Source organism: Dyella sp., assembly GCF_036746095.1.
GTDB lineage: Bacteria > Pseudomonadota > Gammaproteobacteria > Xanthomonadales > Rhodanobacteraceae > Dyella_B.
In genome coordinates this window covers 52713-77710 of the sequence record NZ_DAIOEU010000012.1, presented here as the reverse complement: position 1 = coordinate 77710, position 24998 = coordinate 52713, and the positions used below count along the sequence as shown (strand labels likewise).

General features: G+C 60.0%; 16 protein-coding genes, 1 tRNA gene and 1 pseudogene. 7 read left to right on the top strand and 11 right to left on the bottom strand.

Going from position 1 to position 24998, the window contains the following annotated elements:
• Positions 1-369: 369 nt before the first annotated feature.
• The 3 genes from V7M64_RS07945 to V7M64_RS07935 all read left to right on the top strand — a co-directional run bounded on the left by V7M64_RS07945 (position 370) and on the right by V7M64_RS07935 (position 4574).
• Positions 370-2796, top strand: a complete 2427-nt coding sequence (locus V7M64_RS07945; RefSeq protein ID WP_333678371.1) for a TonB-dependent receptor — start codon at positions 370-372, stop codon at positions 2794-2796.
• Between the two features lie 232 nt (positions 2797-3028).
• Positions 3029-4429, top strand: a complete 1401-nt coding sequence (gene ppnN, locus V7M64_RS07940; RefSeq protein WP_333678369.1) for a nucleotide 5'-monophosphate nucleosidase PpnN — start codon at positions 3029-3031, stop codon at positions 4427-4429.
• A 68-nt stretch (positions 4430-4497) separates the two neighbouring features.
• A tRNA-Asn gene (locus tag V7M64_RS07935) sits at positions 4498-4574 on the top strand.
• Between the two features lie 463 nt (positions 4575-5037).
• Here the strand turns inward: V7M64_RS07935 and V7M64_RS07930 are convergent.
• Positions 5038-5271, bottom strand: a complete 234-nt coding sequence (locus tag V7M64_RS07930; protein WP_333678367.1) for a hypothetical protein — start codon at positions 5269-5271, stop codon at positions 5038-5040.
• Between the two features lie 55 nt (positions 5272-5326).
• Entirely contained in the window at positions 5327-5701 is a 375-nt protein-coding gene (locus V7M64_RS07925) for a KGG domain-containing protein (protein ID WP_333678365.1), read from the bottom strand.
• A 344-nt stretch (positions 5702-6045) separates the two neighbouring features.
• On the opposite strand from V7M64_RS07925, the gene V7M64_RS07920 reads away from it, so the two are divergent.
• On the top strand, positions 6046-6234 hold the full coding sequence (locus V7M64_RS07920) for a hypothetical protein (protein WP_333678363.1): 189 nt from the start codon (positions 6046-6048) through the stop codon (positions 6232-6234).
• A 42-nt stretch (positions 6235-6276) separates the two neighbouring features.
• On the opposite strand, the gene V7M64_RS07915 is transcribed toward V7M64_RS07920, so the two are convergent.
• The gene (locus V7M64_RS07915) at positions 6277-7419 is read right to left on the bottom strand and encodes a serine hydrolase (protein ID WP_333678361.1); all 1143 of its coding nucleotides are present in this window, start codon (positions 7417-7419) and stop codon (positions 6277-6279) included.
• A 62-nt stretch (positions 7420-7481) separates the two neighbouring features.
• Between V7M64_RS07915 and V7M64_RS07910 the strand changes: the two genes are divergently transcribed.
• Both V7M64_RS07910 and V7M64_RS07905 read left to right on the top strand, forming a co-directional pair.
• Positions 7482-7931, top strand: a complete 450-nt coding sequence (locus V7M64_RS07910) for a hypothetical protein (RefSeq protein ID WP_333678359.1) — start codon at positions 7482-7484, stop codon at positions 7929-7931.
• A gap of 119 nt (positions 7932-8050) precedes the next feature.
• Positions 8051-8887 (top strand): helix-turn-helix transcriptional regulator, encoded by an 837-nt coding sequence (locus V7M64_RS07905; protein ID WP_333678357.1) that lies wholly within the window; start codon positions 8051-8053, stop codon positions 8885-8887.
• Between the two features lie 32 nt (positions 8888-8919).
• Here the strand turns inward: V7M64_RS07905 and V7M64_RS07900 are convergent, their stop codons facing one another.
• Positions 8920-9969: an alpha/beta hydrolase-fold protein gene (locus V7M64_RS07900; RefSeq protein ID WP_333678355.1), complete on the bottom strand. Its 1050-nt coding sequence runs from the start codon at positions 9967-9969 to the stop codon at positions 8920-8922.
• Positions 9970-10075: 106 nt separating this feature from the next.
• Positions 10076-10366 carry a hypothetical protein gene (locus V7M64_RS07895; protein WP_333678354.1) on the bottom strand — a complete coding sequence of 97 codons (291 nt, stop codon included), beginning with the start codon at positions 10364-10366 and terminating at the stop codon, positions 10076-10078.
• A gap of 725 nt (positions 10367-11091) precedes the next feature.
• On the opposite strand from V7M64_RS07895, the gene V7M64_RS07890 reads away from it, so the two are divergent.
• Positions 11092-12738 carry an MASE1 domain-containing protein gene (locus V7M64_RS07890; RefSeq protein WP_333678353.1) on the top strand — a complete coding sequence of 549 codons (1647 nt, stop codon included), beginning with the start codon at positions 11092-11094 and terminating at the stop codon, positions 12736-12738.
• Positions 12739-13200: 462 nt separating this feature from the next.
• Here the strand turns inward: V7M64_RS07890 and V7M64_RS07885 are convergent, their stop codons facing one another.
• From V7M64_RS07885 to V7M64_RS07860, 6 genes and pseudogenes are all read right to left on the bottom strand, one after another.
• Positions 13201-16092 (bottom strand): TonB-dependent receptor, encoded by a 2892-nt coding sequence (locus V7M64_RS07885; RefSeq protein WP_333678352.1) that lies wholly within the window; start codon positions 16090-16092, stop codon positions 13201-13203.
• A 285-nt stretch (positions 16093-16377) separates the two neighbouring features.
• Entirely contained in the window at positions 16378-18333 is a 1956-nt protein-coding gene (locus tag V7M64_RS07880; RefSeq protein ID WP_333678351.1) for a glycoside hydrolase family 127 protein, read from the bottom strand.
• 395 nt (positions 18334-18728) lie between these two features.
• Positions 18729-19606, bottom strand: a pseudogene (locus V7M64_RS07875) (hypothetical protein); the annotation flags it as partial.
• A gap of 295 nt (positions 19607-19901) precedes the next feature.
• Complete coding sequence (locus V7M64_RS07870) at positions 19902-21338, bottom strand: amino acid permease (protein ID WP_333678350.1); 1437 nt, start codon at positions 21336-21338, stop codon at positions 19902-19904.
• A gap of 78 nt (positions 21339-21416) precedes the next feature.
• Positions 21417-23201, bottom strand: a complete 1785-nt coding sequence (locus V7M64_RS07865) for a DUF885 family protein (protein ID WP_333678349.1) — start codon at positions 23199-23201, stop codon at positions 21417-21419.
• Positions 23202-23416: 215 nt separating this feature from the next.
• Positions 23417-24997 carry an aldehyde dehydrogenase family protein gene (locus V7M64_RS07860; RefSeq protein WP_333678347.1) on the bottom strand — a complete coding sequence of 527 codons (1581 nt, stop codon included), beginning with the start codon at positions 24995-24997 and terminating at the stop codon, positions 23417-23419.
• Between the last annotated feature and the right edge of the window lies 1 nt (position 24998).

Here is a 24998-nt window from a genome sequence, read left to right as displayed (position 1 = left end):
CGCGGTTGAGATGTAACTGTAAAGATCGTGTAAAGGAAATATGGGATTGTGCTAAGGTATCGCTAAGGATACGTGACCGTTTTCGCCTTGCCTTCAAGCCAGTAGATAGCAAGGCGAAAATACGAATTAGCTTACACGTGTGTCGCCAAGGGTTTAGTCACAGGGCCGAAGATCTTCGCTTCGTCTGCTGAAAACCAAAAAAATCTACGGTTCCCAAAGAGGCCACCCGGCTCATATCGAATGAGCCCGAGCCTTTTTGTGTGCGGCAAAGACCCGCTGGGCGGGTTGAACGTGGTGGCAACAGATGTTCGAGCGGTCATCAAGCGGTGCCAGACATATCAAATCAATAACCGGACTACGGGGCTCTACATGAAACGTACGCATCTTTCTGCAGCGATTGCGATGGCTTTCTACCTCTCCGCAGGTGTTGCAGCGGCGCAGACAGCCAGCAACGACCAGGCCAGCCAGTCGACCCAGCAGCGCGTCAACGCATCCAGCACCTCCAACACCACCACGTCCAACGCCACCGCGCGTGATGTGAAACAGCTGAACCAGGTAACGGTGCAAGGCCAGTCGCTGTCACTCGGCGGTGGCCTCATGTCGGTGCAGATCGCCCCGAAGGCCGTGTCGACGATTACGCGCGACGCCATCGAAAAGGCCAGCCCCGGTAGCAACTTCACGCAGATGATCCGCACCATTCCGGGTGTCAATGCGGCCACTGACGACGTGACCGGCCTGGCCAACGGCCACTACAGCCTGCGTGGCTACGACTCTTCCGACATCGGCATGACCGTCAACGGCGCGCCGATCACCGATACCGGCAGCTACTCGGTGTACGCCACCGAGTACGGCGATTCGGAAAACATGGGCGACATCACCGTGTTGCAAGGCATTCCCGATGTCGACATGCCCGACTCCGGCGCCAGCGGCGGCCACATCGGCTGGGCCACCATCGATCCGCCGCACCAGGGCGGCTTTGACTTCACCCAGACGATCGGCGGCAACGATTACCGCCGCAGCTTCTTCCGCCTGAACACCGGCGACCTCGGTCCGGTGCGTTCCTGGCTGTCGTACTCCGACAACACCGCCGACAAGTGGCGCGGGCAGGGCAAGCTGGACGTGACCAAGGTCGACGGCAAGTCGGTGTGGACGATCGACGACAACAACTCGATCAGCGCCTCGCTGCAGTACAACCGCGAAAACAACATCAACTACGAATACGTCTCCAAGCAGCAGGTGGCGCAGCACGGCTACTTCACCGACTACAACACCACCTGGATTCCCACAGCAGGTCTGGCACCCGGCAGTGCCGCGCTGAAGAACGCGATCAGCAACGACACGAACTACTACGGCCTGCGGACCAATCCGTTCCGCAGCTACCTGTTCAGCATGGACGGCGAGTTCAAGCTGGCCGACAGCCTGCACCTGTCGGTGATCCCGTACTTCTGGTACGGCAACGGCGGCGGTGGCGCGGCCGCCACGGTGACCGAAAGCACTTCGGCCGCCAATCGTTTCGGCTACGCCGATATGGATGTCAACAACAGTGGCAGCGTGGTCAATAACTCGCAGGGCGTGGTGTATTCGTACTCCGCCGCACTCACCTATCGCCCTGGCGTGCTGGTGAAGTTCAACCAGGACTTCGGCCTGGACAACAGCCTTGAATACGGTTTCTGGTACGAAGATTCGCGCAAGACGCAGGACGACAGCTACTTCCAGGTCAATGCCGTGGGCGAGCCGGTAAACGTGTGGGGCAACAGCAATTACATCGTGTACCCCAGCGGCGCGCCGATGACCTACTACCACGAGTACACCAACACCGAAATCGAGAAGGGTTTCGTCACCGACAACTGGACGCCGACCGACCAGTGGACCTTCACCGCCGGTGCGGCTTTCCTGCGCGCCAATCGCAGCGGCTGGGGCTACGACTATCCGGGTTCGACCTCCGGTTCGCCGAGCAAGCAGCAGACCTACACCTCGATCGATACGACCTGGAACAAGCTGTTGCCGACCGCCGGCATCAAGTTCCAGCTCGACGACAAGAACCAGTTTTACCTGGGCAGTGGCAAGACCTTCCGCGTGCCGACCAACACGGTGGTGCTGCTCAACGCGTTTGCCGGCAACGATCTGCAGAAGCCGGAAACCTCATGGAACACGGACCTGGGCTGGCGCTATTACGGCGATGCGATCTCCGCCAATGCCGACATCTACAGCAGCAACTACAACAACAAGCAGGAAAGCGCGTACGACAACGCCACCGGCCAAACCTACTACACCGCCATCCATCGCATGCACATGCGTGGTTTCAACGGCGAAGTGAGCTACAAGTTCGCGCCGGACTGGACGGTGTACACCTCCTACACCTACACCAAGGCGGAGATCGTGGGCAGCATCGACGGCGGCGGCGACGGCATCTATCCGACCGATGGCAAGATGATGCCGGACACGGCCAAGCACATCGGCAACGTCGTCCTCAACTACGACGACACCCACCTGTGGGCGGAACTCGATGGCCACGTCGCCAGCTCGCTGTATGGCGACTACATGAACACCGAACACGTTGGCGGTTTCACTACCTTCGACTTCAGCGCCGGCTATCGTTTCGTCGACTTCGATTGGTTGAAGAAGCCGTACATCAAGTTGAACGTGACCAACATCACCGACAAGCATGCCTTCTCGTATGTGGGTTCGGCGCAGTTCCTGGCCGCCAAGCTGGGCAGCTTGTACAGCAGCAGCCCGACGTATGGTCTGCAGCAGCCGCGTACGTACATGGTCACGGTGGGTGCTTCGTTCTTCTAAGAAGTGCGCCAGCGACGGCTCCTTCTCCTTTTTGGAGAGGGAGTTGGGGAAAAGGGGTCACCTCGCGTCGAACCTTCATCCCCAACCATCAAACGCCCTGCCACCTGCAGGGCGTTTTTCATGGGAAACCCGCGACGTTGACCGCACCGCACCCTAAGCGGGATGCTAGGCGGCCGCCCGCGCGACTCATAACCATGCGTGGCGGAAAGCAACTCCAGGAGACGATCGACCCATGAACGACACCCAGCTCGACAAGACCGGCATGCCTGCCACCGTAAGCGCGCGCATATCACCGGCCGGTGGCCTGGATATCCTTTCCCGCAACGAAGTGATCCGCCTGCGCGATGCCAGTGGTTCCGGCCTCCACGGCCTGCTGCGCCGCTGCGCGCTCGCGGTGCTCACCTCCGGTGAAGTCGGCGACGATCCGCGCGGCATGTTCGAGCAATATCCGAACTTCGACATCCAGGTGCTGCAGCAGGATCGCGGTATCAAGATCGAACTCTCCCACGCGCCGGCCAAGGCGTTCGTCGATGGCCACATCATTCGCGGTATCAACGAACTGCTGGTAGCGGTGGTGCGCGACATCGTCTACGTATCCACGCAATTGGAGCAGGGCACCTTCGATCTCGACGACACCGTCGGCATCACCCACGCCGTGTTCGAGATCCTGCGCAACGCACGCATCTTGAAGCCGCAGATCGATCCCAACCTTGCCGTGTGCTGGGGCGGGCATTCCATCTCGCGCGACGAATACGAATACACCAAGTCCGTCGGCTATCAGCTCGGCCTGCGCGGCATGGACATCTGCACCGGTTGCGGGCCGGGCGCCATGAAGGGCCCGATGAAAGGCGCCACCATCGCACACGCCAAACAGCGCCGCCGCAAGAACCGCTACATCGGCGTGACCGAGCCCGGCATCATCGCGGCCGAATCACCCAATCCGATCGTGAACCAGCTGGTGATCATGCCGGATATCGAAAAGCGCCTGGAAGCCTTCGTGCGCATGGGCCATGCCATCATCGTGTTTCCCGGCGGCGTCGGCACTGCGGAAGAAATCCTCTACCTGCTCGGTATCCTGCTGCATCCGGACAACGCCGGCATTCCGTTCCCGCTGATCTTCACCGGCCCCAAGCAATCGGCCGCCTACTTCGAACAGATCGACACCTTCCTGCGCCTGGCGCTGGGTGACGAGGTGGCGCAGCACTACAAGATCATCGTCGACGACCCGATCGCTGTCTCGCATGCCGTCGTGCGCGGCGTCGACAAAGTGCGCAACCATCGCCTGGACAACAAGGACGCGTTCTTCTTCAACTGGTCCCTCAGCATTCCGGTGGCGTTCCAACAACCCTTCGTTCCCACGCACACAGCCATGCGCGCGCTTGCCATCCACCGCAACCGCCCCCGCCATGAACTCGCCGCCGACCTGCGCCGCGCCTTCTCCGGCATCGTCGCCGGCAACGTGAAGGACGAAGGCGTCCGCGCCATCGAACAGCACGGCCCGTTCGAGATCGACGGCGAGCCGGAAATCATGCGCGCCCTGGATCGCCTGCTGCGGGCCTTCGTCCAGCAGCACCGCATGAAACTCCCCGGCGGCAGCGCCTACGTGCCTTGCTATCGCGTGCTTACCAGCTGAATACGTTGAGGAATGTGCCCTGGCGGCTTGACAGCCGAAAGCCACTTCCCCAAACTACGCAGCTCCCCGCCCGAATAGCTCAGCCGGTTAGAGCACTTGACTGTTAATCAGGGGGTCGTTGGTTCGAGTCCAACTTCGGGCGCCAGATATATCAAGGGCTTGCGAACTCCGCAGGCCCTTATTTTTTGTCGCTGCGTAAATCGCTGCGTAAATCAGCGGGCTTTCCGGCTGCTGGAACGACCGACACGTCATGGTCGTACAGATGGACCATCGAATCCTCTACGTGACCGCTCGCTTCCTTTTTTGTCTGCCCAGCTTCCAGATGTGTCAGTCATGCCGCGATGCTTCAAGCCATGCAGTCCGAAACGTTCCTCGCTGTCGATCACGCCGCATCAATTGCGACGCCCATCGTGCGCCGCCATGCGCTGTTCGGGCTGACTTGCTCGGTACCGCACCATCTTCACATCACTAGCGGACGCGTCGCACGCGCACACTTAGCGCGGGTTTCTTGAGCCATCTTTGCGTACGGCGAACAAGAAGCCAGCTCCATGCCTTGCCCAGTTCAGGGCACCACTTGCTTAGGTTGTCGCGACTTCCCTTGACGCGATTCACTCGCACGCCGTCATCCATTGCATCAGGTTGCGCACCTCGACACCACGCATGCGGCAGCGATAGGCAATTTCTGCGACAGCCCACACATAGGGCACAACTGATCCCTTGCGGACATTCATGAAGGCTGTGATTTGCGCTCCATTGCCGCCCCACATGAGATACGCCTCGGCGAGTTTGGTGTGCCGCGATCTTCGCAACGGGAGAGTGCCTTTTTTATAGGCACCCTCCATAACTACGTGCACCCCTTATCGAGCCTTCCCAAAAGAGCGATGGCGCGTATCTCGGCTAAGTGTTTTTATGACTTTGGCGACCGGCTTCGGCATGTTGTTCGGAAGATCCGCCGCGCGAGCTTGCGTGCGATCCGCCGCCGTGGCTGCTTTCACCGCCCTTTTTGCCGATGTCCGCCATGTGGCCGCGATCCTCGCTGACCGATTCACCGCCTTTCTGCCCTATCTCCGACATATGCTCACGATCCTGGCTCACGGATTCGCCGCCTTTGCGTCCGGCTTCGCGAGCTTCCTGTGAGGTGAATTCGTGAGCATGGCCGCTTTCGTGTGCGGCGCGGCCGCCTTCGCTGGCGATCTCGCGCTGCTTGGATTCATCCATGCCTGCAAAGCCGCGTCCGCCGCCTTGGCCGTGTTGATTACCAGTGTTTGCCATGATTTTTCTCCAGAATAGGAATGAACCGCGACACAGACGTATGTCGCGTCCATGGATATTGGCTGTCCATAGTTGGAGCGCGAGTCACTTCGCGGTGAAGGAAAGTTCAAGCGCCAGCGAGCCGCCTGCTAGGCTGTCGCGCCTTGCTTGATCGACCGCGGCGATAAAAAACGAAAGGAAACATGCGAGGCGGTTGAGTAGCCCTGGGGAATCAAACAGGATTGTTGATCATCTTGTGGCCTTGCTTTCACCCCTTCCCCATGGAGCGCGTGGCAGTTTTGAAGATGCATGACATGGGAAACGCATGCCATGCGACCTCATCCCTCATCAAGGTAGTAAACGCCATGACTAAACAATCCAGCCGCGGTGGCGACCACGCCAGCCACGAACAACATGTAAAAGCCGGCCAGCAAAGCCACAAGAATGAAGGCTCTTCTTCGCATTCAAAAAGTGCCTCATCCGAATCGTCACGGGGCGGTTCGCACGAGCAACACGTAAAGGCCGGTCAGCAAAGTCACAAGAACGACCGTTGACGCGTAGTTCTAAAACCTCGCCTCAAGGATAGAGGCGAGGTTTTATTGCTTTCTTGCAAATATCATCTTCCCATCTTGCAGCACATTCATGCCGGTAACGTCCCCGTTTGTGTCGCGCACGAACTCGACGTCCACATCCACGACAAACGTAAATCGCGTATTCGATTCCGGCCAAAACTCAAGATTGGGCTGATGGGTTCCCTGGATAAGCAACTTGCCGTTCCGCAACGTCACTGCAAACGAGAACCAAGGGTTCATCTTATAGGTGCCGACATAGTGCTTCAGAATGGCGGAGTCGACGGGAACTGTGTGCACGATGCGTGGGCCGTAAGGCTTCAGCACCACTTCGCCAAGTAGTTCAGCAAAAGGTTTTTGGGCTGTATCGGTAATCATCTGCTGGATAATCACGTATCCGCCACCGGAGTAATTCCATTGTTTTCCCGGAGTGTTCTCCACGCGTATCGGGGGATTCGTGGCGGGCGGCGCTCCATCCAGGATCTGCAAGGTGGTCGGCACGGGCGTGCCTGCGGCGTAGCCTGGAAACCCGTGTACGTTGGTACCTGCGGTATGGCTGAGCAGCTCCCGCAGGGTAACGGGCTTGCCTTCTGCCTTCTCCGATGTGGGAAGTTTCCAGCGAACGAGTGATGTATTCACGTCCGCATCCAGCGAGAGCTTGCCCTGTTGCACAAGATGGAGGGCCGCGGTCGCTGTCGTGGGTTTGCTGATGGAGCCCGCCTGGAAGAGCGTATCGGGCGTAACCGGCGCGCCGCCAATGCCAAGCACGCCGAAGCTGCGAACCCACGCGATTTTTCCGTGGCTGATATAGGCGATGCTGACGCCCGGCACGTGATATTCGGCCATCGCTTCGGCCAGGGATTTTCCGTGCACCGGCTCGCCTTCTTTCACCATGTTCGGCGAGAGGTTTGCCGCGATGGCTGCGATGTGTGGGTCGTCAGCTTGTCCAAAGCAGGGTGCGCACAGCAGCATGAGGGAAGCGGCGCCGATCAATGGATGCAACATCTTCATCGCGACCCACCTTTGTTGTTGATTACCTTTCAGGTAATTGGCTTGCTGACCATACGTAAATAAAGTGCTTCTATCGTCGTCGGTTCCGGCGCGGCCTGCAAAGAGGACAACCCATGTCAGCGTTCCCCATCCATACCATCGAATCTGCGCCAGAGTCATCCAAGCTATCGCTGGCGTCGCTGCAAAGCGCCTTTGGCGTGATCCCCAATATTGCGGGTGCCATGGCGACGTCGCCCGTCCTGATTGGTAGCCTGGTCGGCTTGTTCGGCCACGTTCACGGCGGAAGTTTCTCCGAAAAGCAGATTCAAGTCGTGTTGCTCACCAATGCCGTCACCAATGCGTGTACGTGGGCGGTGGCGTTTCATTCCCTGCTGGCCGTTAAAGAAGGCGTCGATAGGTCGGACGTTGAAGCTATTCGTGAACGCCGCAGTCCCAAGGATCCAAAATACGCAGCGCTCGCTGGATTGGCGCGTACGCTCATCGAAAAGCGGGGGTATCTCGATGACGGCGATGTGTCGGCATTTCTGGAAGCCGGATTCGGCAAGGATCATCTGCTGGAAGTGATTGCCATTGTCGCGGCATCCACTATGACCAATTACACCGGCAATGTGACCAAGCCGAAGCTGGAGCAGGATTTCCAACCTTATCGTTGGCAGGCCTTGGATGCCTGATCGATCGGTTGGTCCAGTGACGCTGATGACAGCGAACGCCATGAGGGTGAGCCACATGTCACGGCCGAATACGCCACTATCGGTAATATCCTTGGCAAACGTGCACGCGAGAGAACCACATGGGGACCACCCGTACCGATCGGACGCGCCCGTCCCACGATCTGGGAGCCATCCTCCGCCACTGGAGGGAGATACGTGGCGCGAGCCAATTGGGATTGGCGCTGGAAGCCGGCATGTCGCAACGGCACCTGAGTTTTATTGAGAGCGGCCGTAGCGTGCCGAGCCGCCAGGCGCTGGCCAGCATCGTCCAGTCACTGGAGGTTCCCCTGCGTGAGCGAAACGCCGTCTTTCTCGCGGCCGGCTATGCACCGGTCTATTCGGAAGCGCCTTGGAATGCTGCGGAAATGCGGGGCATTACGCGTGCGCTTGATCGCATGCTTCGCCAGCACAATCCCTATCCTGCCATGGTCATGGATCGCTATTGGAACGTGCTGGCCGCCAACGAATCATCCCCGCGCTTTTTTGGGTCGTTCATCGACATGCCAGCGCGTACAGGGCCGCGCAATATGCTGCACCTGATCTTCGATCCCGCGGGCATGCGGCCTTTCGTGGTGGATTGGGAAACCGTGGCAAGAAGCCTGGTCCAGCGTGTTTACCGTGAGGCGATCGGGCGTGTCCTGGACGAACAGACACAGGCGCTGCTCGATGAATTATTCGCTTATCCAGGCGTCGATGCCTCGTGGCGGCTGCATGGATCGGTCGGGCCCTCTCCCAACCTGCCCATGATTCCCATGGGGTTCAAAAAGAACGGTAAGGTTTTCCGTTACTTTTCCCTGATTACCACGGTGGGCGCACCGCAGAGTATTGCCGCGCAGGAACTCCGCATCGAGTCGATGTTTCCTTCGGATGAGGAGACGGAAGCGCTGCACGAAAAATTGTTGTCGAACGGCCCTTGACGGCAGCGGTTCGACGCTGACGCAAGGCAAGGTCAATCTTTCAGGTTGTCCGAAAGAAACGGAAACACCTTCGTAGCCAAACGCGCTTGCGCCTGCTGGCGATGATCGCCGTTATAAGCGTCCAGCAAATGCGGAACATGCGCATCGCTGAGTGCTTTGGAAAATGCGGCGGTTGAAGGCGGGATGTGCGCGAACTGGTCGTTGAAGCCGTAAGAAATGGCCAGGGCGCGCAGTTTGCATAGGTTGTCCCGGAACCGGCTAACCTGCTGCAGCGGAAACTGATTGCGAAACTCGGTGTACTCAGGTTCGCGTGGCATGAGTTCGTGCTCGACTTCTTGCACCGGCATTTTTACGTGCAATGGCGCGGCGGGATCGGGATCGATGGCCGACAGCAGCGCTAGCGCCGCGACCGGATAGAACTCCCCCCGCTTGATCGCCGCATCCACGTCCGCATAAGTCTTGAATTGAAGCAATCCATGCCAGGAGGCGCTATTGCCGTAGCCGATGTCTTCGACGGCATCCAGGCAACAAGGGCTCATGGCATAGACCACCGAAAAGACGTCCGGCCGATGCATGGCCAGGCGGATGGCGCCAAACCCGCCCATCGAAAGGCCCGCGACGCCACGGCTCTCCGCCCTGGCGAGTGTTCGGAAATCATGGTCGACGCGAGCGACCATTTCCTCGGCGATGAAATCCTCCCAGTGCCCGGTCACCGGTGAATTGGCATAGAAGCTGCCCAGGAAGCGATTCATGGCATTGGGCATCACCACGATCATTTCCTTGATCGCATGCCTGGCGATGAGTTCATCCAGCATGGCCGGCACATTGAAATGATGAATCCAGGCGTCGTTGGTGTCGCCGTAACCATGCAGCAGAAACACCACCGGATAGCGCTTCGTGGATGTTTCATAAGAGGGTGGAAGGTAAACGGTAAACGTTTGATCGGCAGGATCACCCACAAGATTGCCGGCAAGCGCAGCGGAATGGATGGAAACCTGTTTGACGGTGCCGGTTGGGTGAGCCCAGGCTGGTCCGGTTAAAAGCATCAGCAAAACGATCAATCGCTTAATCATGTGATGCATCTGCTCTCCTTATGCACTAGAAAGGACTGCGCTGGTATGGGAGGTCAATACAGACAAAAGGTGATGCTCGCTGACGCTGCGATGCAGATCATTGCGAAAGTTGGTATCAATCCTTTGAATCATCTCCTTTCGGGAGTGGCAATGATTCAGATCGTGCCGCCAGCAGAGCACGGAGGTTTTGCTCCAGCTCCGCGATGGTAAGCGGAAAATAACCGTCTTCGTCCTCTGATTTGAGCCAGCCCAGCACGCGCTCCCGATTGACGTGAATATCGATGTGGTGAAGGGCAGACGCAACATCGTCATCGGCAATGTAGCCAACCTGACAGATCAATCGCCACAGCCAGTTCATCTTCAACGGATTGACGCCGCGATTGAGCGGAGGCTGCTTGTAGTCCATCTCGACACCCCTTCTTTGAGGTCCTGCGCGAGTCTAGCCGGCTTCGATGCCGGGCGCCCTTTGGGTATCCGGCCTTAGTTATTAGTCGAAATGCAGTCTGGGATGAAATCCCAGTATCGGAAGCCTTGAGAAGCTGGGATTTGCACTCCCAGACCAACGCAAAAAAGGGGCCAAACATGGCGATGGACCTGCCTGGATGCCTAAGGATGCTCTGATCTATTCCACGTACCCGTCACCGCACGGTATGCGCGCCTCGGTTTGCCGCGACGGCGGGGCGAAGCGAGACGCGCATACCGTGCATGCCCGAACCCTTTGAATTTAATTGATGGGGTGACGTCCAGAAGGCTCGCAGGCCGTGCCGCGCGGCTTGCCAAGACGGCCAAGTCTTCCCGGCGCCACGCAACACACCCTGCGAGCCTTCTGGACGTCATGCCGGGCACGTGGAATAGATCAGGGCATCCTTAAGCCGGCGTCATTCAGCTCACGGCCCGACTGGCCCGAAGAGCTCCGATATAAGCTCTATAATTGCTGCTATTGTCGAAGGCGGGCATCAGGTCGATGGCCAAGCACGGCCATACCATGCCAGCCAGCGTTTTTCAGTGAAAGGCGGTTACACACGCATTTCACGCGTAACATTCAAAGATTGTGTTTATGGGCCGATATCAGGTTGGCCTAACGGGGAAACAGCAAAGCGTTACCACATCTCGGGCAAAGGGGCACGGAGCATGGGGAAGGAAACACGGTTTCGTGGGCGTGAATGGATCATCCAGATTGCCGTGGCTGTCGCTTATGCGTTGGCTTACTGCGCGATACGGCCATTTTCCGATGCTCACTGGTCGCTGACATCAGGCCTGAGATTTGCTTGCCTGTTGCTGATTCCTTATCGCTACTGGTTTGCCTTGGCGATCGGCGAGGCGGTTCCGTTGGCCTATTCGGTCTTCCAGGGCGCAGGGCTGTTTGGCGTCGTGACCGCCTCGATCTGGTCGGTCCCACCTGTTGCAATTGCCATGCCCATCGTGTGGTTTTGCCGTAGCCGACTGGCGCTGTTTCCAGCACAGCGTGTCGTTGATATGAAGGCGCTGCTTATTTGCGCGTTGGTGACATCGCTGCTCTGGGCGACCATTACCTACGTGGGATATCTCACCGCCACTGATCCCACAATGCATGTAAGCCTGATCATGTTTGCCGGGGTTTTTGTGGGCAGCTATGTCGCGATCCTCACGATAGCGACTTGGCCGCTATTTCTTCGAGTGGCGCGCAATGGCCGATCGATACGGGAAATGATGGTAGAGGCAACTAACAGCCCTCTCACCTCGGATACCGTTTTCTGCGCTTTGCCGGCACTGATGGTAATCGCCTTCCTCAGTGCCAAGTTAGATGCAAGCAGTGCAGTCGTCATGCAAATGTCGCTGTTTATCCCGGTGGCTTGGCTCACGCTTAAATATGGCTGGCGTGGAGCGGCAGCGTCAGGTCCTTTTGCAGTGGCTTGTGTTTGCGTCCTTACGCTTTCGGTTCCTGACCCCGTCGTGATACAAGCGCAGTACTTCGTCGCATTTGCCGTTACCTTCCTGTTTGCCATGGGGGCACGCATTACATCCCAGCTTCATGCACAACAGCAGGAACGCCTGTCAGTAGACAAAGCCCTCAGCGTTGCCCAACAGGTGTTGCACCAGGGCGAACTTCGGATGCGACAGGCATCGGCACAGCTGGATCTCGTTGGCGGGACGGTATCGCTGGCGCATGGGCGAATTTTGCGAAATGTGCAGCGATTCCTGACGGCTGACGAACGCGCGATCCTTGCCAGGGACGCGGCGCAGACGAAAGACCGCATTTACGGTCTCGCCGAGTCGTTTCATCCAGTCGCCTGGCGCGAGCGCGGATTGCCAGCAGCGCTCAAGGAAACCATTGGGCGCGTGCTGGACGAGGCGGGTATTGCCTACAGCTTCGAGATGGGAGGGCGTGGTTTATCGCAGTTGTCCCCCGCATTACACCAGGCGATCTATCGCGTGGCATGCGAAGCGATTGCTCAGGTGTGCACCCAGTTGACTTGTTCACAAGTCACATTGGTCCTGCGTGGGGGTAAGTTGTACGGTCGTCGATGGGCTGCTTTGCGCGTAATGGGCATCAACGACGAAACGGACGTCGGCAGATTGGCGCGTCGCATCGCCCTATCCGGCAACATTGCGGCAAAGCTTGGGGTGAATCCAAATCAAGCACCGTCACTGACGGCGCAAGCAGAATTATTCGACGGCATTGTGCATGCCAAGCGAAGCGCGATGTACGGCAGTGTTTCTGCACTGCTTTATGATGCTCAGTACCTACGGACCGCTGAGCGAAGCCAGGCGCATCAAACTCAATTGTGGGTGCGTTGAAGTTATCGCAGCACCCATGTCGTGCTGGATGGTATTAGCTGCGGCGACCGCCTCCACAGTTGTATGTGTTGCAGATCGTGTCAGTGGCCGAGCCATTGCTCCGCGATATCGCTGTGGCTGCTGCCGAATCGTTACGGTAAACCTTGGCGGCGTTGAACGTGGAAGTCTGCGCAAAGGCAGTAGACGTCAGGCCAATAGCGATAAGGCCGACGAGCAGAGTGTTGCGAATTTCTTGACTGCGTGACATTGGGTTTTCCCCTTCGAGAGCCGGTAGACCACCTACCGGATGGGCCGAATTTAACAGGGAAAATATGTACGCAGTGACGGAACGCAGCTGCCTTCGGCGGCTAAAAGCAGGCGCTTAGCGATGGTTTTTAATATTTCACACCGGCTACACGCATGGCTTATGAATCAACCCGTGCCGGCGATCGTATGCTGCACGACCGCCGGTCAATGGCTCTCTTAGAACGACACCGTCGCCCGCATCCAGTAATACCGCCCAATCAAGTCATACGTATACGCATCCGTATTCCCATTGCTGCCCCATTGATAAAACATCGGCGGCTGCTTGTCGGAAAGGTTGTCGATGCCGGCGGAAAGAGTGGTGTGGTATTTCGCCAGGGTGTAGCTGCCGGAAATGTTGTGGAATACGTAGGCGCCAATGGGGTGCGCCACACCGGGAATGCTCTCGTCGGCTGAGTAGCCTTGCGAGAGATCGGTGCTGCCGACGCGGGTGCGTCCCACGTAGCGCATTGTCCAACTTGCGCTCCATGGGCCTTTGCTCCAGTTGAGCGTGGCCAGGCCGCGCCAGCGCGGGAACTCGCCGTACACCGAACAGTAGGAGCCGGCGCAATGCGTCACCGGCACGGCGCTGTCGCCGGGCGCGGTGTCCACGTCGTAGCGCTGCATGTAGGTGCTGGCCAGGCTTACGTTGAACTTGCCGTAGTCGCCGGCGTTGAAACTGTATTGAATGGTCGAATCGATGCCGCTGGCCGAGGTTTCGCCGAGGTTGACGGTAGGCAGGCTGATGTAGCTGATCTGGCCGTTGCCGGCGCGATGGACCAGGCTGCAAAGCCGGTCGCTGAAGTAGCACTCGTTGAGGATGGTGGTCGGGTCTAGACCGTCCACGATGGTATCGCGCAATTGAATGCGCCATGCATCGGCGCTGAGCGACAGGCCCGGCAGCCAGTGCGGGTCGTAGACCACGCCGTAGTCGAATGAATGGCCGTATTCCGGTTTCAGGTCATAGCCGGCCGCGACCGAACCGGAGCCCCTTACGCCGAGCTGCGGGTTGGCCTGCTGGAAGCTGCCATCGGTCGGCACGTTCGCGCAGGCCTGCGGATGTCCGCCGGTGTAGCCATTGCAGATGTCGGTGGCGGCGTCGGCACCGCCCGCGGTGCCGGCGAACAGTTCGTTGATGTTCGGCGCGCGGAACACCTGCGATGCCGTGCCGCGCACCAGCAGGTCGGCAATCGGCTTCCATTCCAGGGCAATCTTGCTGTTGGTGGTGCTGCCCGACAGGCTATAGCGCGAGAAGCGCGAACCGATGTCGATGTTCAAGGAATGCACGAAGGGCAGGTCGGCCAGTACCGGCACGAACAGTTCGCCGTAAGCCTCTTTCACGTTGTAGCTGCCGCTGAGCTTAGTGGCGCAGAACTCCACCACGCCGCAAAGGCCGGCATATGGGCCATCGTTGATCGCAATGGCATTGGGCGTATCGGTGCCATCGGATTGCGATTCGCGGCGATACGAAAGGCCGGCGGCAAGATTCACCGCGCCGGCCGGCAAGTCGAACAGCTCACCGTTGGCGCCCATTTCAAATTGTTCGAGCGTATAGCGGTAGAACGAATCGGGATTCACCACCAGCTTCTTCAAGGCCGCAATCGAGGCAGGGTCGTTGGGGTTGAAGATGTTGATCGGCGTGCAATTGGCAACCGGTGCCGCGGGCGTGCCGCAGGTGACCACGCCATTGCCGGCCAGGAATGACGGACCGATCGCCTGCTCGAAGGCCGCGTAGTCGAGGAATCCATTGTTCAGCGTTTTCTGCCTGACCTTGCCGTAATTGAAATCCACGTTCCATTGCCAGCTGCTGTCGCCGAAGTTGCCGCGTATGCCAGGTGTGAATTGAAAATCGTAGGTCTTGTTGACGTAGGTGCGGTTGCCCAACGAGGTCAGGCGGATATCGAAATCGTTGTAGCCGTTGCCGGTGGTGCGATCGGTGCCGAAGTTGAGTCCGAACGGGTTGTAGTAATTGGTGGACGGAATCAGGAAATCATCCGAGTTCGCGAAGATCGGCACCGGCGCGATGATCGAAGAGGCCGACGTCCGGGTATAGAACATGTTGAAGTAGGCTTCGACGTTCGGCGTGACTTTGTAGGAGCCGAACAGCGAGATGTTCGTGCGGTCCTGCGGCGTGAGCAGCAAGTTGTAAGGCGCGTAGTTGTAGGAGTCGGTGGTCGAGTTGTACGGGTGATAGTCCGTCAGCGTGGGGGCGCCCGTGGTGCCGCTGTTGAGCGTGACATAGGTGCCGCTGGCGTCCTGGATCAACCCACCGGGCGTCGCCGAGGAGCCCACTCTCACGACCTGGCCATTGCGGAAGCCCAACGTGTACGCCGAGTAGTCGCGGGCGCCGGATGCAATCGGATTCTGCGTCTGGTGCGTGAGCGATACGATGAATTTTCCGCGGTCGCCGGATAGCCCCGCCAGCAGATTGAAGCTGCGGCGATTGCCATCGCTGTGCGAGCTTTCACCGTAGTCGGCACTTACCTGCACGCCTTGATAGTGATCCTTCAGGATGAAGTTCACTACGCCGCCGATTGCATCCGAACCGTAGATCGACGACGCGCCATCGGTAAGCACTTCGACGCGATCGATCATGTTGGCCGGAATGCTGTTGACGTCGTCGTAGGCCACGCGATGCCCATTCACCAGCACCAAGGTGCGGTTGTCACCCAGGCCGCGCAATGAAACGGTCGATGCGCCGGTGCCACCGCCGCTGTTGATGCTGGGATTGGTCGCGTTGCCTGCCACGGATGGCAGGTTCTGCATCAGGTCGCCCAGGGTCGGCTTGCCGCTGGCGACGATCTGCCCGCTATCGATGGTGGTAACGGGATTGGCCGTTTCCACGTCGACGCGCCGGATCAACGAACCGGTCACCGTGACGGCCTGGAGGGTCTTGGCCTTGGCGTCGGAGGTGTCGTTGTTTTGCGTTGACGACGTCGTGCCGTTGTCTTGCGCATACAGCGAGCCGCTTGCCAGCAAGCCGAACGTCAGCGCTACGCGAATGGCCTGCGCCATCAGCGAGAAACGGCGATGGGATGAAGAACTGACCGAAACAGAAGATGCACTGACCATGTTGTTCTCTCGCTGGAAGGGGCGTGACGATGGTGGTGATGCCAATGACAGGCACAGCAGCATCCGTGCACCGGCAAGCGGCACAGATGGAAGACAAGGTTGAAAGGCTCCATGCCTGCTCGCTGCCGTCCCGGAGGCGGCATGCGCAATGGTTATTTGCGATGAATCCTTATGGCTCGGCGCAAGCGCCTTGCCGTCCCCCTTGACGAACGCAGCGGCGAGCGCTCACTGCTGCGGATCGTTCCTGATCGGCGCTCACCGTGGTCACGGCGGGCGCACTTAAGTTCATCCGTTGCCGGAAGATCTGTCGTTATCGTTCTGCCAGTACACCGCATAGCGTTCGCCGTAGATCTCGTTCAACGGCGCAACCGCCTGTTTGCCCTGGCTGGTGGTGGCTTCAAAGCGCAGTTCGTCCGCGGAGACGATGCGCATCCAATCGGTCGTGTTCGGGGTGGCTGCCGTGATGCGCGGCGCAGGTTGCGCAGGTGGTTCCGGATCCGGACCGGTACCGTAGCCGCCGTACTGCACGGCATGCGTCAGGCCTTGGCCGCCAAGCCGCGCCGCCAGCACCAGCGGTCCGTACAGCATGGCGATCTGGCTGTCGTCGCCAGGTAGCGGCATGGTGTGCAGCTGCATCGGCAGATCGAGTTCGACACGGTCGCCATCGTGCCATTCGCGCCGCACGCTCAGATAGCTGCCGGGCGAAGCAAACGCATCCAATGCCTGGCCATTCACCCGCACTTTCGCGTTGGCACCGATCCAGGAAGGAATGCGCAAATGCAGCGCGAACTGCTTCGGTTGCGTCAGCTTGATTTGCACGGTGGTGCGTTGTTCGCGCGGGAAGCGCGTCTCTTGGCGCAAGGCGATGCCTTGTTCATGCCAGTTCAGTTCGGAAGGTACGAACAGGTTGACGTAGAGATCGTCCCCGTCGTGGAAGTAGATGTTGTCGTTGAAGCGCGCAAACTCTTCCGCACCGGTGCCGGTGCAACACCAGAACGAATCGGTGGGCGAGTTGTAGAACTTGTTGGCGCCCGCACGCAGCGGGTAAAAATAAAGCTTCATCCCGTCCGCATCCTGGGTGCCGAGCCGGGCGTTGTAGAGCGTGCGTTCGTAGTAGTCGAAGGCGCGTGGATCGCCGTTCCAGCTGTAGACGTGGCGCGTGAGCTTCAACATGTTGTACGCCACGCAGGATTCGGCCGTATACAAACCGAGCTGCCCTTTCAGGTCGCCGGGGCCGGTCTGCCAGAATTCGCCATTGCTGGTGCCGCCCGTCGCGTAAGTGCGGTTCTGCGTGACGGTTTCCCAGAAGAACTCGGCCAGGCGCCGGTAGCGCGGTTCGCCGGTCAGTTCGTAGCGTCGCGCCGCGCCAATGATCTTGGGAACCTGCGTATTGGCGTGCAGCCCCTTCAATTGATCGCTATAGGTAGCCAGCGGATCGAACAGCGACGCCTGGTCGAAACGATGCGCCGCATCGCGATAGCGCTCGTTGCCGGTGATCGCATACAGCTCATACATCGAATCGTTGGTACCGCCGTATTCGGTCTTGAGGATGTGCGCCATGTCAGCGTCGGAAAAACCGTTGAGCCAATGCACCAGCCAGTCGCCCATGCCGGTGGCGACTTGCAGCGCTTGCTGGTTGCCGGCAAGGCGATACATGTCGAGCATGCCGGCCTGGATCTTGTGGGTGGTGTAGAACGGTGCCCACACTTTCTGGCCGCGGCTCAAGCGATCGAAGAAGCTTTCGGGGAAGGCGCTGAGATAGCCGTTCGGGCGCTGGCAGGCGGCAAGCGCCTTCACCAGTTCATCGCCGCGCGCCTTGAGCGCCTCGTCGCCATGGCTGGCATACGCCAGCGCACAAGCAGACAGGTAATGGCCGCCGGCAAAATGGCCGCGCAGTTCACAATCGGGCTTCTCCCAGCCACCCAGCGGCGTCGCGTGCGAGGCGATGCCGGCTTGGAGGCGGAAGGTATGCATCAGCCGGTCGGTGGGCAGGCTCAGCAGATAACGCCGGTTGATGTCGGCGGCACGCGTGAAATCGCTATCCAGCAGATGCACCTGCTCCAGCGCAAACGGCTGCACGCAGCGTACGGGTTGATCGGGGATGGCTTGCTTGGACGATTTTGATGTGCCGGCCGGTTCGGCCAGGTCGAATGCGCCTGCGCGCGGTGCTGCGACGGCTGCGACAAGGGCGGTTGCCGCACCCTTGAGAAAACGCCTGCGTTGGTCTACCCCGTGTTGCATGCCACTCCCCCGGAAAAAAACGCTGGTGACGGCCGAATCTCGTTTTGATAATACAAGTAATATGAAATGTGCTCGGGTTTCATCCTGCCGTAATAATCAACGAGACGTCTTGTGCCAATTACTGCACTTGGGTGCGGAATTTCGCATAAACATCGTGCGATAGGCCATCACTGCGTAAAGTGTGCGTGAAGATGCATGCGCTGGCCGGGTTCGCCCTGCAATTTCACCGCGTCGTCCTGGCAAACGGCCGTCAAGCCGTCTATTTGCGCGGTGGCCAATCGCTTGCCTGCCGGAGCGCGCATGCTCAGCCATGTCGTGGGGGCGCCGTGGTCGGGGCAGGGTGACGCTGCCTTCCACCCACCGTCGGCAGTGACGCGCAGTTGAAAGCCGGTGCGTCCCCAGCGTGTTGGCGCGTCGCTGATGTCGATCGATTGCCCGCTGCCCATCCATGCGCGTGGAATGGCGCGACCCAGGTACAACGCTTCGCCCGCGCTGTCCTCAGATACCAGCATCCAGCGCAGCAACAGGGGAACGGTCCGTTGCGCCGGTGCGATGGTTGTTGAGCAGCGCACCATCGCCGGTGTAGTGGAAATAGCGCGCAAGCAGCGACAAGGCCAGGCCAATTTGCCCGGTCTCCGCACCACGCGTATTGATCATGCCGTTCGGTTGCAGGAAATCGTTGAAGTATTCGTCCAGCATGGCGGCGGCTTGCGCGAAACGTCCCCACTCCAGGTTCGCATAGAGCGACTGGTAAAGGTGTCCTGGAGGCCGTCGTACTCGTTGCCGTAGTAGTCGCGATCCACCGCGCCGTATTTCGGATGGACGCCACCCGGTCGCACCATCAGCTCGCGAGCGCCGGTGGCGCGGCGCATCTCGTCTTCCGGCGGTTCGCCGTGGCGCAGAAGATGAGCGGCCAGCAGATCCGCTTCCGCCAGCGCGATATCCGCCAGCTTCACGCCGGAATAAGGAACGTCGGGTTCCGCATGAACCGCTTCGGTGCGCTTGCGCAACACGCACGTCGTGTTGTCGTCGCTCAGCGTCAGTGCGCCGTGCGGATCGCGCAGGTCTTCGAAGACCTGCCAATCGCGATCAGCTGATGTAAAGCTCGCCAGCGATGATGCCCCAGCAGCGACAGGCTTTGCGCAGGCACGCGTAGCGGAGGCGGAACGGGACGCGGGAGCGGCGACGATGCGGCCTCGCCGCCCCGTATTCCCGTCAATCCGACCGCGGCGCCTGTGGTAGCCAAGCCTTGCGGAAAACGTCGACGATCCACGCGATGAACCTCTTCGCAGACGGCATGCCGTCACGCGCGCAGCAAAGACATGAAAATGGCCCGTGCACGTCTTGGGGAGGAGGGTACCGGCGTGTTACCCGGTAGAGGCGGCGTCGTGCACGGGCCCATTGGGATGGTGCGACTGCCGCAAGGGGAGGTCTTGGTGAAATACCGCGGCTTGCATGCGGATTTGTGCATAGTTGGCATGGCCGTAGATGGGGCGAGGAGACCGCGAACCCCAACGTGCTCGCAGCACGGTCATGCGAAGTGGGGTTCGGCTGCGCTTCGCTCCCACCTACGATGCGGATTCGCGCACACCCGTCATGGCATCACCGGATGCGCCCAAGCGACTGTGATGGCGCCCATAGCTGACATACACCACCAGGCCCACGAGCAGCCACAAGCCGAAGCGCCAGTACGTGATGGTAGGCAAGCCCCAGATCAGCCAGCAGGAAAAGCCCACGCCGATGATCGGCACCAGCGGCACCAGTGGCGTGCGGAAAGGGCGTTCCAGGTCGGGTTGGCGCCAGCGCAGCACAGCCACTGCCGTGCAGATCACGATAAAGGCGCTGAGCACGCCGATGTTGACCAGCTTGGCGAGCTCATCCAGCGGAAACAGGCCGGACGCGATCGCGGTGACGGCACCAAGCAGAAAGGTGGTTCGATGCGGTGTATGCCAGCGCGGATGCACCTTGGCGAACCAGCCCGGCAGCAGGCCATCGCGCGATAACGCGAACCAGATCCGCGCACCGGCAAGCAGGTTGGCGAAGATCACGCTGGTGATGCCACAGATCGATGCCAGCGAGATCGCCACCATCACTTGCGGCATGCCGATGGCGCTGAATGCGCTCGCCACGGGCGCGGGCGTGTTCAGTGTGGTGTACGGCACGATGCCGGTGAGCACCAGGCAGATGGCGAAATAAAGCAGCATCGCAATGCCCAGCGACAACAGTACCGCGCGGGGCAGGTCGCGTTGCGGATTACGCGATTCCTCCGCGGCCGTGGTGAGCATGTCGTAACCGAACACAGCGAAGAACACTACCGCGGCACCGGTCACTACGCCGTGCACGCCGAATGGCATGAAAGGATGCCAGCGCTCGGGTTTGACGTAGGCGACGCCAGCCACCACGATGCCCGCGGCAGCGGCGATCTTGATTGCCACGATGGTGGTGTTGAACCGCGCACCCCACTGCATGCGCATGGCCAGCAAGGCAGTGATCGCTATCGACACCACCACGGCAGGCAGGTTGAACAGGCGTCCCGGCGCGCTGCCGTAAGCGCCTTGCGCCCAGACCGGCAGCGGGATGCCGGCCGCATCCAGCAGCGCTTGTACGTAACCGGACCAGCCCACCGCGACGACGGCGGCGATCAAGGCGTATTCCAGCAGCAGATCCCAGCCGATCACCCAGCCGGCAAATTCGCCGAGCACGGCATAGCCATACGTGTATGCACTGCCGGAGACGGGAATGAGTCCGGAGAACTCCGCATAGCACAGTGCCGCGGCAGCGCTGGCGATGCCCGCGAGCAGGAACGAGAGCACCACGGCTGGCCCGGCTTGCGTGGCGGCCACGGTGCCGGTCAATACGAAGATGCCGACGCCGATGATGCCGCCCAGACCGATCGCGGTGAGTTGCCATAAACCGAGTACGCGACGCAGTCCGCTGCGTTCGCCGGTTTCCTGTTGCATGGCTGCGACGGATTTGCGGCGGATCATGTCGGTGATCAGGCTCATACCATGTGTCCCCTTGCCAGACGGTCATTCCGGCTTTCGCCTGAATGACGAGCGTGAAGTGTCGAATGGACATCGACGTTACGGCTGCTGCGCATACGGCGACTTTCCACCGTCGGCGATGAACTGATCGATCCGCTTGTGCAGCACAGGCAGCGGCACCGACCCCGTCGACAGCACCGCGTCATGGAACGCGCGGATATCGAATTTGTCCCCCAGCGCCTGTTCCGCCCGCGCACGGTCCTGGCGTATCTCAAGCTCGCCGAGGTAATACGACAAGGCTTGTCCTGGCCATGCGATATAGCGATCCACCTCGGTATCGATTTCGTGCTCGGCCAGCGCGGTGTTCTGGCGCAGATATTCGCGGGCCTGTTCGCGCGTCCAGTGCATATGGTGCAAGCCGGTATCCACCACCAACCGCGCCGCGCGCCAGGCCTGGTAGCTGAGGTAACCGAATTGATCGTACGGCGTCTTGTACATGCCCATCTCCTGGCCCAGGTATTCGCAATACAAGGCCCAGCCTTCGCCATAAGCCGAGATGTAGGTGTAGCGGCGGAAATCCGGCAGCCCCTTCAGTTCGGCGGCGAGCGGCATCTGCAGCGCGTGGCCGGGCGAGGACTCGTGCAAGGTGAGCGCGGGCAGCGAATAAAGCGGGCGCGAGGGCAGGTCGTAGGTATTGACCAGATAAATGCCGGGGCCGCCGCGGCCGCCGGTATAGATCGGCGCGAGATCCGCCGGCACCGGCTTGATCGTAAAGCGCCGTCGCGGCAGGCGGCCGATGTAATTCCCGACCACGCCATCGACTTCCTTGGCAATCCATGCCGCATCTTTTAGAAGTTCATCCGGCGTCTTCGCATAAAAGCGCGGGTCGGTGCGCAGGAATTTCAAGAAGTCGGCGAAGCTGCCCTTGAAACCGGTCTGCTTGATGGTGGCCAGCATCTGTTGATGGATGCTGGCCATTTCCTTCAGGCCCAATGCGTGAATGTCATCGGGACTCATATCCAGCGTGGTGAATTCGCGAATCCGCGCCCGATAGAACGCCTTGCCGTCCGGTAAATCCACCGCCGCGGTGGTGGTGCGCGCATGCGGAAAATAATCGTTGTGCATGAACGTGAGCAGCTTGGCGTAGGCGGGAATCACATCCTGCTGGATCGCCGCCAACGCCTGTTTGCGCAAGGCGTCTTGTTGTACGGCGGGAATGGTCGCCGGCATCTGCTTGAAGGGCGTGTAGAACAGGTTTTGCTCGCCCTGCGCATCGGCCACAGCGGAAATCGATTGATCGCGTCCTTCCAGAATGATTTTCGGTTGGGTGAAACCGCGCGCCAGGCCCAGGCGCATGTTGGCGATTTCATCGTCGAAGTAGCGCGGTATGTCGTGCAGCTTGCCCAGGTAGTTTTGATAATCCTTGACCGTGACGAAGTTGCCGCGGGCGCTGAAGCCCAAGTCGCTCCAGAATGCGGAGTCGGCGTTGAACGGCATCTGCCAGGTCTTGAATTGCTGGTTGGCCAGCAGTGTTTCGATCTGCTGCTGGTAGACCTCGTAGTTGAGCTGGTCTTCCTGGCTTAGTTTTGACTCCGGGATCGCCTTGAGCTGCGTAAGTACGTCGGACCAATAGCGTTCGCGCATTGCCTGCGTGGCGGCGTCCACTTTGGGCAGGTGAGCGGAGGCTTTGCCGTTGCTGTCTTCGTCATCGCCGCCGGCGTATTGCTGCTGGCGCCATTGCCATTCGCGGGTGTAGAGGGAATGGAAGGCTTGGGTGGGGTTTGGGGTTGATGATTCCGCGTGTGCCGTAACAGATATCGCTGCGATGCTGCAGGCGAGCAGAAGTGTCTTTGCTCGCAGTCTCCAGGCGTGCAGTGAAAGCATGTACTCCCTCACAGCCGTCATTCCCGCGAATGCGGGAATCCATTGTCGCTCTTGCATCGGAGCAAGATGGATTGACCTGCATTCGCTGTTGAAAAGCGCCGCCGCTTTCGCGGGAATGACGGCCGTCGAGGTAGCTTTCATCATTACGAATGTCCTCAGGTACGGAAAGTCGCTAGGCCCGGCCTTCGCCAGGGCGACGCGGTATTCGAGCCTTCCTAGCCGATATCGGCATCCGTCCAACGCCCATCCACCAGGCGCTGCACGCCGCCCGGATTGCGATTGCGCAATTCCACCGGCAGCAGCGCTTCGGGCACATTGTCGTAGCTGTGCAACGCGCTGAAGCGCCGAATCGAGGCTGGCATGCCTACCGAGGTGAAGCCAGGATTGCTGGTGCTCGGATACGGCCCGCCATGGTTCATCGCGGCGCTTACCGCCACACCGGTCGGCATCTTGTTGGCGATCAGTCGGCCCACCTTGTTGCGCAGGACTGGTGCGAGCGCTTGCCACGCGTCATCGTCGCCGCCATCGGTCGAGCGATAGATCGTGCCGGTGAGATTGCCTTCGAACGATGCGGCGATACGCTGCATGCTCGCCAGATTTTTCGCGCGGATGATCAGGCTGACCGGACCGAAGGCTTCGCCCTGCAAGCTTTCCGCATGAGCGAGGAAGGTTTCGCCGTCCACGTTGAGCAAGGTCGGCTGGAAGCGATAGCCCTCGCCCACGCCACCACCCGTGAGTGCTTGCGCCCCTGCGGCACGTAAGTCATTCACTGCGCGGGCAAGGTTTTGCTGCACGCCGCGCGAGAACAGCACTTTGGGATCAGCCTCGGCAAACAGTTTCTTTGCTGCGGTTACGAACGCGTCGCCATGCTCGCCTTCAGGTGCGATCACCACACCAGGATTGGTGCAGAATTGCCCGCTGCCCATCGTGCATGATGCGAAGAATTCCTGCGCCAGCGCATCGCCGCGTTCGGCCAGTGCGCCCGGCAGCAGGAATACCGGATTGACGCTGGAAAGCTCTGCATGGATCGGCACGCCAGCCTTGTCCGCGGCCGCTTTCAGTGCGAGACCACCGTTGCGGCTGCCGGTAAAGCCGATCGCGCCAAGGCGCGCATCGCCCGCCCAGGCAAGGCCAAGCGCGTTATCGAAGTGATACAGCATCTGCACCGCCGCAGCCGGCAAGCCTGCTTCGAGCAAGGCTAGGTGCGCCAGTTGCGCCAGGCGCTGGCTGGTGGCCGGATGCGAAGGATGCGCTTTGGCGATCACCGGATTGCGCGCGGCGATCGCCGAGGCGAAATCGCTGCCGGCGATGGCGTTGAACGCGAACGGGAAATTGTTCGGGCCGAACACCAGCACCGGTTTGCCAAGTGGTGCTCGATGCGCACGCAGGCCGGCCTGCGTGTCGATCACCGGATCGGTCCAGGCGTAGCCGCGCACGGCTTGCGCAGCAAGGCGCAACTGGTTGCTGGTGCGCGACAATTCCACCGAACGCAGGCGCGGCTCCACTGGCAAAGCCGTTTCCGCATGCGCCAACGCGACCAGGCAATCGCCGTCGGCATCGATGGCCGTCGCGTAGCGCTCCAGGAAGTCGGCAATTTGCGTGGGAGATGACGCACGCAAGGCATCCGCTGCATCGATGGCAGCGCGCATGGCCGCTTCGATATCGGCATCGCCGCTGATGGGGAACGCGGGGCCGATTGCTTCGGCACGCGCGGGATCTTCGGCGCGGAAACTGCCGTGCGCATCCAGCGATGCGCACCAGCGTCCGCCGATCAGTACGTGTTCGAGCGTACTCATA

Coding starts and splice junctions, on each gene's coding strand:
- V7M64_RS07945 (WP_333678371.1), top strand. CDS start 370: ATGAAACGTACGCATCTTTCTGCAGCGATTGCGATGGCTTTCTACCTC.
- ppnN (WP_333678369.1), top strand. CDS start 3,029: ATGAACGACACCCAGCTCGACAAGACCGGCATGCCTGCCACCGTAAGC.
- V7M64_RS07930 (WP_333678367.1), bottom strand. CDS start 5,271: ATGGAGGGTGCCTATAAAAAAGGCACTCTCCCGTTGCGAAGATCGCGG.
- V7M64_RS07925 (WP_333678365.1), bottom strand. CDS start 5,701: ATGGCAAACACTGGTAATCAACACGGCCAAGGCGGCGGACGCGGCTTT.
- V7M64_RS07920 (WP_333678363.1), top strand. CDS start 6,046: ATGACTAAACAATCCAGCCGCGGTGGCGACCACGCCAGCCACGAACAA.
- V7M64_RS07915 (WP_333678361.1), bottom strand. CDS start 7,419: ATGACTCTGGCGCAGATTCGATGGTATGGATGGGGAACGCTGACATGG.
- V7M64_RS07910 (WP_333678359.1), top strand. CDS start 7,482: ATGGCGACGTCGCCCGTCCTGATTGGTAGCCTGGTCGGCTTGTTCGGC.
- V7M64_RS07905 (WP_333678357.1), top strand. CDS start 8,051: ATGGGGACCACCCGTACCGATCGGACGCGCCCGTCCCACGATCTGGGA.
- V7M64_RS07900 (WP_333678355.1), bottom strand. CDS start 9,969: ATGCATCACATGATTAAGCGATTGATCGTTTTGCTGATGCTTTTAACC.
- V7M64_RS07895 (WP_333678354.1), bottom strand. CDS start 10,366: ATGGACTACAAGCAGCCTCCGCTCAATCGCGGCGTCAATCCGTTGAAG.
- V7M64_RS07890 (WP_333678353.1), top strand. CDS start 11,092: ATGGGGAAGGAAACACGGTTTCGTGGGCGTGAATGGATCATCCAGATT.
- V7M64_RS07885 (WP_333678352.1), bottom strand. CDS start 16,092: ATGGTCAGTGCATCTTCTGTTTCGGTCAGTTCTTCATCCCATCGCCGT.
- V7M64_RS07880 (WP_333678351.1), bottom strand. CDS start 18,333: ATGCAACACGGGGTAGACCAACGCAGGCGTTTTCTCAAGGGTGCGGCA.
- V7M64_RS07870 (WP_333678350.1), bottom strand. CDS start 21,338: ATGAGCCTGATCACCGACATGATCCGCCGCAAATCCGTCGCAGCCATG.
- V7M64_RS07865 (WP_333678349.1), bottom strand. CDS start 23,201: ATGCTTTCACTGCACGCCTGGAGACTGCGAGCAAAGACACTTCTGCTC.
- V7M64_RS07860 (WP_333678347.1), bottom strand. CDS start 24,997: ATGAGTACGCTCGAACACGTACTGATCGGCGGACGCTGGTGCGCATCG.